The sequence below is a fragment of the Lacihabitans soyangensis genome (assembly GCF_024343775.1).
Taxonomy (GTDB): Bacteria; Bacteroidota; Bacteroidia; order Cytophagales; family Spirosomataceae; genus Leadbetterella; species Leadbetterella soyangensis.
On the sequence record NZ_RJUF01000011.1, the window covers coordinates 51732 to 65185 of the forward strand.

A 13454-nucleotide genomic window follows, 5' to 3' on the forward strand; every position below is an offset into this window, starting at 1 on the left:
ATATGTCGCTTGCTCAAGACCTCATAAAAGTCAATAACCTACAGCTTGCCGCCAAATTGGTGAGTGACCAGGTAGTGCTTGGGCTTCATAATAGTAAAAGGTCGGGTACTGGAGCGGAATTTGAGCAATACCGACACTACAGGCCAGGCGACGACCCCAAAAGTATAGATTGGAAACTGTTTGCACGAACTGAGAAACACCAAGTAAGAGAATCAGCCACCGAAAGTACACTTACCATAAATTTTATCATAGACCTTTCTGGATCTATGAACTATACCGAAAATGGCGTCTCAAGATTATATTTTGCCGAAATTCTGCTAGCATCTTTTGCTTATTTGGGATTTAAGCAGAACGACGAAATGAATCTTTTCGCATTAAAAAATGGCAAACTCGAAATACTGGCGAGCCAAGGAAAACAGAGTTTTCAAAAAATATTATACGGCTTAGAGAACGCCAAAGCGGAAGGAAACTGGAGCTTTGAAAGAGTAAATTTCCCTGAGTTTCAGTCCAAAAATAAGGAATTGCTGATTTTCGCTTCTGATTTTTTTCAAACCGACAACGAATTCTACGAACTCATAAATCGTTGGTCTAGGCCTGGAAAGCAGATTCTACTCTATCAAATATTGGGCGAAAAAGAAGTTAACTTTGATTGGGAGGGGGTTATAAAATTTCGAGATTTAGAAACTGGTAAAGATAAGGAACTTAGTCCCAATGAGACCAGAAACGCCTACTTAAAGTCATTCAACGCTTATCTTGACGAACTCGAAAGTGAGTTAAAAATTGAAAATGTACATTTCTTTAGATGTCAACTCAATGACCCCATAGCTGAAGTTCTCAAAAATTCACTAAAAATGCTAAAATGGAGCTAATAAACCCAAATATACTTTGGGGATTGGCAGCCATCGCCGCCCCGATTTTGATTCATTTCTGGAATCAAAAACAGGCAAGAAATGTGGATTGGGCAGCCATGAAATGGTTGGTAGAAAGTCAAAAACTGAAGGCCAAGGGATTCAGATTTGAAGATCTTTTGTTACTCATTTTAAGGATTTTAGCATTCATTATTTTGGTTTTGATTGTAGCCAAACCATTGATAGATTTTTGGCAAAAAAACGATACTACCCAATTGGAGAAAATCCATATTCTGGCAAAAGATAAAGCGACAATCAATGATTTTAAATTCGAAATAAATGAAGCATTGACAAAAAAAGAATCCGTTTATTTCATTGATAATTTGGAACAAAAACTAAGTGAAATAGTCACTGACTTTGAAGAAAAAGATATACAATTGACTGATTTACAAAGTATTTCAAAAGCAATGGATTTAAATCTATCGAAAAGTAAAATTATACTTTACATACCAAACAATATAGACTTCAAAGAAAACCCCAATGTCTTTCTACCGAAATTCTCTGAAATCAATTTCTCCAATAAAACTGAAAAGAATGGAGCTAAAGCATTGGCTACTAATGAATATATTTATTTAAATGCGGAGCACAAACTTATAAAGAACTCCACAAAACCTTCTAAAAAAATTATTGAAAAGGAAGAGATAAAAGTTGCTATAGAAACCAGCAATCCATCAGAAAACAATAGCATCAAGGCGGCTTTGGAAGCCATCAAAGAAGTTTATGGATTTCCATTTATTTATGACAAAAACAATCCTGAGTTAGCCATCGGAAATGGAGCCATGAAATACAAAAATGCCGATTTAATAATCTTGACAAATGGATTACAAAGTACTGCCAATAATGTGATTTCGCTCAATGAAAACCCAAACTCGGGGAATGTATTTCGGGCGGAATTACCCACCCAAATACTTGAAGTTCTTCTAGAACATTACCAAATGATTTCGCCGAATAATCATTTGAGTGAACAGCAATTAAAAGACATTTTCAAAGAAAAAACAATTACAAACCACAAAGATAAAACACTCATTGACAAATACTTGTGTATGCTATTTCTTGGAATAGTATTGGTAGAACGTTGGATTTCGCTTAAAAATAACAAATGAATAGACTCAATAACATAGTTTCAAAAGTATCTCTTAGAATGTTGATTATAGACATCCTAAAGTGCATTTTTGTGGCTATTGCATTGTATTATTTGACGTTCTATTTGGTGGGCAAATCTGGTATTTCATTACCTATTTCTATCATTGGATTCTTCATTACTGGCTTTTTATTGAAAGCTTGGAAAAAGAAAAACGATCTGGCCAAAAATTTCATACATGAGCACAATCCACAACTTGAGCACAGTTTGTCTCTAATTGAAAAACCGAAACTGAATATTGCTGAAGAAATGCAAGTAGAGAGAATTTTGGAAACCAAAATCCAAATCCCATTGAAGCTAGATAAAGCTTTTTGGGTATTATTTCTCTTTGCTATTTTAAGCTCGGCCTTCTCATTTATCCCTAAAAAAATAAAAGACACTACCCTATCAATAGAAAAAATACTTGACTCAGAAACAAATAATTTTGAACCCAAACAGGCTCAATACAAAGGATCAACTTTACAAATAAACCCTCCCCAATATACGGGTTTAACCAAAAAGGTTTCAGAAAATTTAAATGCGGAAGTCATAACAGGTTCAAGGTTAGATTGGACAGTAAAGTTTGAGAATGCAGAAGACGTCACTGTAGGCATAGAAAACGCTAAAGGTAAAAGTATAGTTTTCAAACGAAATGGAAGCATCTTTACACATTCTGACCAAATTTTGCATAGCGGCTTTTATTCCATTAAGGCATACACAAAAGACTCATTGATCTACCAATCAGCATTTTACAGGATCGAGGCTTTACCTGATAATCGACCTAAAATAGAACCTACGTCAAAAGAACTTTACAAATTTCATCAGATAAAAGACCCCAGAAATATACAAATTCAGGCAAAAATATCGGACGATTTTAAGGTCAGCCAAGCCTTTATCGTAGCCACTGTGGCTCGTGGTTCTGGCGAAAATGTAAAATTCAGAGAAGTGAAATGGCCAGTGGGAAGCACCAATTTTCATGAAGCTAATATCTCAAAAAATATAGACTTGAAAGCTCTAAACTTCAGTCCAGGAGATGAACTATATTATTACTGGGCGGCATTTGACAATAAATCACCCGAGCCAAACTTCACAAAATCAGACACTTACTTTGTGGTCTTTAAAGATACCGCCTCCAAAGACGAGTCGGATTTAGCCACCATGGCCATGAATATTTTGCCAGAATATTTTAGAAGTCAAAGGCAAATAATCATTGATACCGAAAAACTTATCAAAAAACGCAACAAGATTAAACCAGCAGTATTTAACTCTGAATCTAACGAAATAGGTTACGACCAAAAGGTACTTCGATTGAGATATGGCCAATATTTGGGAGAGGAATTTGAAAATAGCATTGGAGCTGCCCCTCATGAAGAGGAAGATGGAGATTTCATGAAGGGTTTTGTTCATGCCCATGACTCCGAAGAACAGGAGGACAACCATGAGCACCAAGAACATGGACACGAGCATGCACACGCTATTGAAAATCCGAATACCAATCAGGATCCGTTAGCTGCCCTAATGGCCGAATATGTGCATTCGCATGATGACGCCGAAACGAACACCTTCTACGAACAATCTACCAGAAGTTTGCTAAAAATGGCTCTGGAACAGATGTGGCAGGCGGAATTACACCTTAGATTATACGAGCCAGAAAAAGCTATAACTTTTGAAAACAAGGCACTTACTTATTTAAAAGAAGCCCAACAAAAGGCCAGAGTTTATGTAAAGAAAACTGGATTTGACCCACCTCCAATCAAAGAAAAAGAAAAAAGACTGACGGGTGAATTGACAAAATTCAATGCAAAACAAACCATCAGCAAAGAATTTTTTGAGGCAGAAACTCGCCTTCTGGCCGCCTCCATCATTGATATTCTTGAAAAAGGAAAAATTGACAACACCGATAAGCAAAAAATGCTCCGTCTCGGCCAAGCTTTGTCTGAACTTCCTAATGTCAAAAGTCTTATTATAAGAGACATACAAGCTATCATAAACACCAAGATGGTGACAAAGCAACAAAAAGAGAATTTAAAAACGAGCCTATTGACCGTTTTAAATTTCGAAAACCAAAAAAACAAAGGAGGAAAAACCACTACCCATAACAAAGCACTAGAAACCGCTTTTAGAAAACATTTGAAATAAATTGACCGAAAAAACGCAAAATATAGTCCTCATTGCATTGCTAATAATATTGTTAGCTCTACAATTATATTGGATATTTCGTCTGAAAAACCAAAAAAGGAAATACACCAAACTCATTTTCAATGTTTTTCTTTGGCTGTCATTCGTATTATTGATATTTCCACCCAAAAACCAAAACAATAGAAATCTAGATAAATTAGGCATAAGCGATGGCCAAATTTCAGACCAATTTCTAGAAAAAATCAAAGATAGTCTAGCATTAGAAACGGTAATTTCTCCTAGTAAATACGAAAAAGAATTCCAAGAGAAGAATCTACAAATCAACTTGTTAGGTCAAAAATTCACTCCAGAGTTTTTAACCCAATTGTCAGGCAAAAACGTCCAGTTTTATCCTGAATTTAAGAAAGATGAAATCCAAAACCTCAGCTGGAGGGCTGTACTTTTCCAAAATGAAACACAGGAAATTAACGGATTGATAGATTTAGAAAAACCAAGCACGCTTAAGTTAAAATTTGGAACACAAACACTTGACAGTGTGAAACTTGAAAAAGGATTTCAAACTTTCACACTTTCGTTTCCATCGTTTTCGGTTGGCAAAACAAACGTCAATCTGGATTTGAATAATGAGCCGATTCGTGAAATTAAATACTATTCGCGGTCAACACCAAAACTTAAAATACTCGTTTTAGCCGAGAACCCGGATTTTGAAACCAAAATGCTGTCTGAATGGCTCGGAAAAAATGGTCACAAGGTAGAAGTAGAGACAGCGGTGAGCAAAAATACCCAAAGCAAAACAAATATAAATCAAACCAAAACGAACGCTTATAACTTAGTTTTTGCCACTCCAGCAAGACTAGGCAATCCAAACTGCTCCAAAACTTTAAAAGCCGGAGGTGGAGTCTTTGTATATAACATAAACGAAAAAGATATTTCAGCAATCAATAAGTCTTTTGGAGAGGGTTTTGCATTACAAAGAATTAGTGCCGATAGTGAATCAAAACTGTCTAACGATTTGATAGCTTTACCGTTTGTTTTGAAAGAAAATAAAAGTCAACAAAAACTCAGCAAATGGCCTATCGCTATTTCTCAAAAACGAGTGGGTGTAAGTTTGATTTCAGAAACATATCCTTTGTTATTATCTGGCGATAGTATTACTTATCGAAATATTTGGGGAAGTGTTCTTCAATTTCTTCAGCCAGTTCAGAAAAACAACATTGAGATAAAAGCTCCCATCCTTCAAAATCAATTTACGACCTTAAGATTCAATAATTTCGAAAAAGTTCAGGAAATTTTCAAGACAAAGAGCGATACCATTTATGCCAAAATATCTCCTATTGACGAATATACAAGTATCGGCAAATATGTATTTCGAAAACCTAACTGGCAAACGATTAATGACAGTTTAGAAGTATTTGTAAATGAAGTTTCTACCGCTGACCAATACTTTGTACAAACAAAAAACATCCTTAACTCGTACAATACGATTCAAAATGAGGAACAACCTGAACGCAATGACGAGTCTGAAATCCTGCCCGATTGGCTACGTCTTCTCATCTGTTTGGCTATGTTTATTGTGGTTTGGATAGAAGCAAAATGGTAAAAAGTTAATATATTTATCAAAATTTTCTCAAAATGGAAGGTACAATAACTAATATTAATCAGTTGGATTTCACAAAAAAATATTCTTATGCTGAATATTTAAAATGGGAGTTTAAAGAAAGAATTGAGTTAATAAAAGGATATCTGTACAAAATGTCGCCTGCCCCAGCACGTAGACACCAAGAATTGGTTTGGAATTTTTCAATGCAAATAGACAAATATTTGAGAAACAAACCCTGCAAAGCATATTTTGCTCCTTTTGATGTTCGCCTGCCTGGAAACATAAATGACAAAGATTCTCCAAAAATTACTGTTCTTCAACCCGACATTTGCATAGTTTGTGATTTGTCAAAACTAGACGACAAAGGCTGTGACGGAGCTCCAGATTTGATTATTGAAGTTTTATCCCCCGGTAATTCGGACAAAGAAATGAAATTGAAATATGATGTCTATGAAGAAGCCGGAGTTAGAGAATATTGGATTGTACAGCCCGAATATCGAAATGTCTTAATTTATGTTTTGGACGATTCTGGGAAATTTGTTGGCAAACATCCTTTAACCGCTTCAGACTTCCTTACGCCAACTATCTTCCCAGATTTCCAGATTGACCTTTCTGAAGCATTTGCCGAATAATGAGAACTATTTCTTGAAATCTAAGGTATTTTTTGCATCTTAGTATTTCAAAAATACCCAACCTTAGATGATCCTACTAATTGTATTGCTTGCAATAGCATTCATCGTACTTTCTTCCACCGTTTTCAAAATTCACCCTTTGGCTGGATTACTCATTGCAGCACTTTTTGTGGGTATTTCGGCGGGACTGCCCATAGACAAGCTGGCAGAAACCATCGGTAAAGGATTTGGAGACCTAATGACAAAAATAGGGCTAATGGTGATTTTGGGTTGTGTGATTGGTGCTATCTTGGATAAATCAGGTGCTGCCATAAAAGTGGCCGACTTGATTATTGACTCTTTCGGAAAAAAATATCCGACCTTCGCAATGTCGGTCATTGGAGCCTTAGTGGGCATTCCTGTTTTTTGTGATTCAGGCTTTATTATTCTATCTAAACTCAACAAAATAGTAGCTCAAAAATCTAAAGTCCCGCTCGGAACCATCGCTATTGGGCTTTCCGGAGGACTTTTTGCTACGCATACACTGGTCCCTCCTACTCCCGGACCCTTATCGGCGGCGGGAAGTTTAAATATTTCAGATTCCATAGGTTTGGTGATCATTGTTGGACTCGTGGTGTCTATTCCGAGTTTATTTCTATCTACTTGGTTTGCCAACAAATTCGCCAATAAATTGATTTTAATTACTGATGATGAAGAGATAGTTGAGTCATCAGAATACAAAAAGTTACCATCCGCCTGGCTAGCCTTCATGCCTATTTTACTACCGATTATTCTTATTTCACTAGCCTCGTTCGCCAAAATTTTGGAGTTTCCTGAGCAAATTACCACATGGCTGAGCTTTATAGGTAGTCCTTTGATATCATTTTTACTCGCCATATTTCTTTCCTTTTTTCTTTTTCCCGAAAAACCAGCAGAGAGGCTTTTGGAATGTTTCAAAAGTGGCATAAATCATTGTGGAACTACATTGGTTTTGGTGGGTGCGGGTGGAGCGTTCGGAGCAGTTTTAAAAGAAACCTCCCTTAAACAAATGATGACAGAGTGGCTCATGAACAACCAAAGTTCTGGACTACTATTCTTGCTTTTTGCATTATTAATAGCTGCATTTTTCAAAACAGCACAAGGCTCAACAACTTCAGCCATGGTATTGACCTCAAGCCTTTTAGCACCTATTTTGATTTCTGTTGGTTTCGTAAAACCCTTCGAACTCACCTTGTTATTAATGGCCATCGGTAGTGGTGCCATGGTAGTTTCTCACGCCAACGACGCTTGGTTTTGGGTAGTTTCTCAGTTTACAGGAATCAGCCAAAAAGACGCTTTCAAAACTCACACTTTACTGACTGGCCTGCAAGGAGTTGCGAGTTTTGTTATGGTGTGTCTGCTATATATTATTTTCAACTAACACTTCATAAATACGAAAAATTAACCCATATTTAGCATGAAAATTTCAAAAAAAATAGTCACAGCCATCTTCGTTTTTGTTTCAACCATAACTAATTCGTTTTCTCAAACAAACCCACTCTTTACCCAAGAAAACGCAGAAAAACTGGCAAGTTTACCCTTGCATTGTATAACTCAGGAATTTCCAAACAAAACGGGACACAGTTCAGACGGAGCAGCCGACCACAAAATGCTACCCTCCGATTTACATCCAAGTTTTTATGGTTGTTTAGACTGGCACTCTAGTGTCCACGGCCATTGGATGTTGATTAAACTACTTAAAGCTTTTCCAGAAATAAAAGATAAAGCCAAGATTATCAAAACCTTAGAAAACAGTTTTAAATCTGAAAAAATAAAGACCGAAGCTGAGTATTTCACAAAATACAAAACCACCAAGACCTTTGAAAGAACCTACGGCTGGGCATGGCTACTCAAACTCGACCAAGAATTATTGACTTGGAACGACCCAATGGCTAAAAAATGGCACCAAAACCTACAGCCACTTACCAAAGAAATTGTCAGAATTTGGACAGAATTTTTACCTAAACAAACCTATCCCAACCGTACGGGCGTACACCCAAATACCGCTTTTGGGCTTTGTTTTGCTTTGGATTGGGCCATCGCCACCAAAAACGAAACTTTCGAAATGGCCGTAATATCCAAAGCTAATGAGTTTTATTATGAACAAAAAAATGCTCCGGCATATCTTGAGCCGGACGGATCGGATTTCCTTTCGCCAAACTTAGAAATAGCCGATTTGATGAGAAGAATTATGCCGCCGCTGGAATTTGAAACATGGTTTAAAGCTTTTTTAGAACCAAAATCTATAGAAAATATCCTCAAAATGCCAGTGGTATCAGATAGAACTGATTTCCAAATTGTGCATTTGGATGGCTTAAGTTTAAGTAGAGCGTGGTGTATGAAAGGTATAGCCAAATCTTTGTCTAAAACGAATCCACTTAAAATGAAATTCGAGAAAAAATCTGAGGAGTTTCTGGAAAAAACCTTGCCCAATGTTACTTCTGGTAATTATGGCGGCGACCATTGGCTGGCTTCCTTTGCTGTTTATGCCATTTTTGATTAAAAAAATATCCCAGTGATTTTACAAAATTTCTTGTTAAATTTATCGATTATTAGCGTCAAAAACATTTTTAAATTGAGATCAAAATTTCGGTCGAATTCAAATTAGCGGGCAAACAAAACAGTTTCTTTGAAAAAAAAATAAGAAAGTTTTGATAAAAATATTTTTAATTGTACTTTTGACACTTAATAAGAAAAATTTATAATTTTACTTTAAAAAACAATAAAACCTATGTCGAAATTGACAGTCACTTTAGGAGAAAAGGAGTATTTCCCGTTTATAAAAGAAGCGATAAAATTTGAGGGAAGAGAGTCGGACAATCCGTTAGCTTTCAAATTTTATGATGCAGATAGAGTTGTTGCAGGTAAAACCATGCGTGAGCATTTGCGTTTTGCTATTTCTTACTGGCACACTTTCTGTGGCACTGGCGGTGATCCGTTTGGCCCAGGTACAAAAGTGTTTCCTTGGGATGCCAATAGCAACGCACTTCAGGCTGCACATGACAAAATGGATGCAGCCTTCGAATTTTTCACAAAATTAGGTACGGATTACTGGTGTTTTCACGACGTGGACATGTCGCCAGAAGGCAACTCGTTAGCAGAGTATGAGAGCAATTTATCTAAAATCGTAGATTACGCAAAAGCAAAACAAACAGCTTCTGGAGCACAGTTACTCTGGGGAACAGCCAATTTGTTCTCTAACCCTCGCTACATGAACGGTGCCTCAACCAATCCTAATTTTGAGGTTGTAGCACACGCTGGATTTCAGGTTAAAAACTGTATCGATGCTACTGTTGCTTTGGGTGGCATGGGATACACTTTCTGGGGAGGAAGAGAAGGCTACATGTCGCTTTTGAATACCAAAACCAAGAAGGAGTTGGATCACCTGGGTCAGTTTTTGAGAACAGCCAGAGACTATGGTCGCAAGAATGGTTTCACGGGTACTTTTTATATCGAACCTAAGCCAGCTGAACCATCGAAACATCAGTATGATTTTGATGCTCAAACAGTTATAGGCTTCTTAAGAGAACAAGGCCTAGATAAAGATTTCGGTCTAAACATCGAGGTGAACCACGCCACGCTTGCTGGTCATACATTTGCTCACGAGCTTCAGATGGCGGCGGATGCAGGTATGTTGTCGTCAATTGATGCCAACCGTGGTGACTACCAGAATGGATGGGATACAGACCAGTTTCCAGTGGATGTCTTTGAATTGACCGAAGCTATGTTAGTTATCCTTGAAGCCGGTGGTTTCAAGCATGGAGGTATCAACTTTGATGCAAAAACCAGAAGAAATTCAACAGATCTTGAAGACATATTTATTGCTCACATAGGTGGTATGGACGTTTTTGCTAGAGCCTTGCTTGTAGCTAACGACATTCTTACAAAATCACCATACAAAAAGTTGCGTGACGACCGCTACGCATCTTTTAACTCTGGCAATGGAGCGAAGTTTGAAAAAGGCGAACTTAGCCTTGAAGACTTGGCAAAAATAGCCAAAGAAGTAGGTGAACCAGCTCAAATATCAGGCAAGCAAGAACTTATGGAAATGATTATCAATCAATACATTTAAGCGTTTTTAATTGTTTATTCAGCTATAATGTAAGCAGTCGGTCTCTCTAGACTGGCTGCTTTTTTGCTTTTTATTTTTCAACAAATTCACTCAAAGAGTCAAAACAAAAATTCGGAAAGTTTCTTTTTTATTGAGATTCAGCATTTATCTTTACACCCGAATCATACCGATAGAACCTCTCCAAACCATCTGAAAATATATTTCGTAAGTATATCAAACCGAAAAGTATTTAATGATTGGTATGAAAAAAAAACTCCTAACACTCACTGCTATGTTGCTCATGCTGTCCTTTGCAAATGGGCAGTTGAAAATCAATGAAATTTTGGCCAATAACCAAGGTGCATTTAAAAACTCCATTGTACAACTCAACGACTGGATAGAATTATATAATACCAGCAACGAAGAAATTGACCTCAGCGGGTGGGGCATATCCGACAACGATTCCATAAAACATATATTTCCCAACGCCGGACTCAAAATACCATCCAAAGGTTATATCGTTTTGGTTGCAAGTGGTAACAAATCCCTGGGCAACAGACACCTTAGTTTCAGCCTAAACGATGACGGTGAAACCATAAAGTTATTTTCGACAACCGGTAAGGTGGTAGATAAACTGGAGTATCCTGCCATACGAAAAGATGTAGCCTACGGAAGAAAATTTGACGGCTCCACTCGCCTTAGATATTTTGCTGTGCCTAACCCAGGAACAAGTAATAATGACCAAATTGCCTCAAAAAAAATAACCAAGGCACCGAAATTTTCCAAAAACGGTGGTTTCCAATCTCCATTTAGCCTCAAAATTTCTAGATTTTTAAGTAATGCAGACATCTTTTACACCCTAGATGGGTCGGAACCTGTACCTCAGGATAGTTTGAAGGTAATTTACGAATACAAAAAAAATTATCAGGAAAATCCGGGAGACCCAGTGGTCAATCAGAAGTTTTCAGCGTCTAAAAATAGTTTTCTCTACAAAGGAAAAATAACCATTTCAGAAACAGAACTCGGTGCCAATAAATACAGCCTGATTCCAACTACATTTGCCAAATCTGCAACGTATTTACCCAAAACAAACATTCCCAAAGCACAAATAGTAAGGGCGATAGCTGTTAAAAAAGGAAAACTACCGAGCGAAATCGTTAGCAATACCTATTTTCATGAGACCAGTAAAAAAAGTCCTTATACATTACCGATAATCTCGTTGGCATTTAATCCCGATGATCTTTTTGATTATGAAAAAGGGATGTATGTGGCCGGAAATACCTTTGATGCTTTCAGAAGAACCTCGTTCGAAACGACGGGGCTCTGCACGGTTGGAAACTACTCCAATAGAAGCTCATTTTGGGAAAAAGATGCGAGTTTTGAGCTTTTTGAAAACTCAAAACAAAAAATTTGTCAATCTATCACCGCTCGTATACACGGAGGATGTAGTCGTTCTTTTCCTTATAAATCCTTCAAGCTTTTCTCTGATGATAATTTTGACAGATACGATCTCATTAGGGAAGAAAAGACGAAAAGTCAGACCAGTGTTGTGCTCCGTAACAGTGGAAACGATTACAATAGAACACTTTTTAAGGATGTTTTTATACACCAACTGATGAAGCCGCTTAATATCCCCATTCAAGAATTTAGACCCAGTATTGTGTACATTAATGGGGAATATTGGGGAATTCACAACTTACGTGATAGAGTGGATAACGATTACCTCGAGAATGTTTACGATGTCGACAAAAACAATGTAGACATGATAAAAATAGTTTTTGATGGTCCGGAGGAGATAGAATACGGTGACGATAAAGCGTATAATGAACTGAAAAGCTTTTTCAAAAGCAATGGCTTTTCTTCAGCTGAAAATTTTGAAAAGGCCAAGTCTCTCATGGACATGGCTAACTTCATAGACTATCAGATAGCACATATTTTTGTCGGAAATATCGATTGGCCACAAAACAACGTAAGACTTTGGCGAGTAAAAACCTCAGAAATTGACAAAGCTCCCAAGGATGGTAAATGGCGTTGGGTATTTTTTGATGCTGACCGTTCGCTGGGAGAAACAGTTAATGTCACCCACAATAACTTGTCTGATGCTATAAACCGACCCGAGAATTTTATTTTCAACAAATTACTCCAAAACCGAACTTTCAAGACACAGTTCGTAACAAGATTCAGACAACTATTAGACAGCACCTTTAAATATGAAAACAGCTCAAAGTTGTATCTTGAAATAAAAAAAATATATGAACCAGAAATAGAAACCCATGTAAAAAGATGGAATATCATATCATCCAAAGCACAATGGGAGCGTAACTGCGAGGAAGTATTAAGCTATTTAAGGTTCAGGCCTGACATCATTAAAAAGCAGCTTGGAGAGCAATTGGGTTTAGAAATGAACGAAGTACAAATTCTGAATCCGATGTCGGCGGAGATTGCCATAAATGGTGAAACTCAGAACACGTCGGTGAACAAATACATTGAAAGAAATAAAACACTAAGAATAAAACCTTTACAATCTGATAATAAAACCTTCTCGCATTGGATAATTGGCAACAAAACCTTTTACGAGACCGAAATGGAGGTTCAAATCAATTCAGATACAACTATTCTAGCAGTTTTTCAACCCAAAGAGGACTTTATTGCCGAGAAACATGCTGTCGTCGAGTCAGATATATACACCATAAGTCAGGGAATATCACCTAACAATGATGGACTCAATGAGTTCTTGGGCTTAGAGTTAAAAAACCAAACAGACGACTTAGAACAGTTTCAAGTATTTGACAAAAACGGAGTTGAGAAACTTGTAACTTGGGAAAGAAATCCTGAAAATGGCAAAATCGATATTCAATTTAAGGATAAAAATAGACTATCAGCAGGCACTCTATTTTATATTTTGAAACTCAAAAATAACCCAAAAATTTATGCCGATTTTATTACGGTTAGTTTTTGAGTTAGTCGGGTAAATTTCTACAATCTT

General features: G+C 37.0%; 9 protein-coding genes. All 9 read left to right on the forward strand.

The features are described from left to right. Window positions 1–2: 2 nt before the first annotated feature. The 9 genes from EGI31_RS06180 to EGI31_RS06220 all read left to right on the forward strand — a co-directional run bounded on the left by EGI31_RS06180 (window position 3) and on the right by EGI31_RS06220 (window position 13427). Window positions 3–869 (forward strand): DUF58 domain-containing protein, encoded by an 867-nt coding sequence (locus EGI31_RS06180; protein WP_255036315.1) that lies wholly within the window; start codon window positions 3–5, stop codon window positions 867–869. Then, window positions 860–2011 (forward strand): BatA domain-containing protein, encoded by a 1152-nt coding sequence (locus EGI31_RS06185; RefSeq protein ID WP_255036316.1) that lies wholly within the window; start codon window positions 860–862, stop codon window positions 2009–2011. Before EGI31_RS06180 ends, EGI31_RS06185 begins: the two co-directional genes overlap by 10 nt. Then, window positions 2008–4167, forward strand: a complete 2160-nt coding sequence (locus EGI31_RS06190; RefSeq protein ID WP_255036317.1) for a hypothetical protein — start codon at window positions 2008–2010, stop codon at window positions 4165–4167. The genes EGI31_RS06185 and EGI31_RS06190 overlap by 4 nt, the downstream gene beginning before the upstream one ends. Window position 4168: 1 nt before the next feature. Further along, entirely contained in the window at window positions 4169–5767 is a 1599-nt protein-coding gene (locus tag EGI31_RS06195) for a hypothetical protein (protein WP_255036318.1), read from the forward strand. Between the two features lie 32 nt (window positions 5768–5799). Next, entirely contained in the window at window positions 5800–6399 is a 600-nt protein-coding gene (locus EGI31_RS06200; RefSeq protein WP_255036319.1) for a Uma2 family endonuclease, read from the forward strand. Between the two features lie 67 nt (window positions 6400–6466). Beyond that, window positions 6467–7798, forward strand: a complete 1332-nt coding sequence (locus EGI31_RS06205) for a GntP family permease (RefSeq protein ID WP_255036320.1) — start codon at window positions 6467–6469, stop codon at window positions 7796–7798. Between the two features lie 36 nt (window positions 7799–7834). Continuing rightward, window positions 7835–8920, forward strand: coding sequence for a DUF2891 domain-containing protein (locus tag EGI31_RS06210; protein ID WP_255036321.1), 1086 nt, complete (start codon window positions 7835–7837; stop codon window positions 8918–8920). A 228-nt stretch (window positions 8921–9148) separates the two neighbouring features. Continuing rightward, on the forward strand, window positions 9149–10489 hold the full coding sequence (gene xylA / locus EGI31_RS06215; RefSeq protein WP_255036322.1) for a xylose isomerase: 1341 nt from the start codon (window positions 9149–9151) through the stop codon (window positions 10487–10489). A 241-nt stretch (window positions 10490–10730) separates the two neighbouring features. Continuing rightward, window positions 10731–13427 (forward strand): CotH kinase family protein, encoded by a 2697-nt coding sequence (locus tag EGI31_RS06220; protein ID WP_255036323.1) that lies wholly within the window; start codon window positions 10731–10733, stop codon window positions 13425–13427. Window positions 13428–13454: the final 27 nt, after the last annotated feature.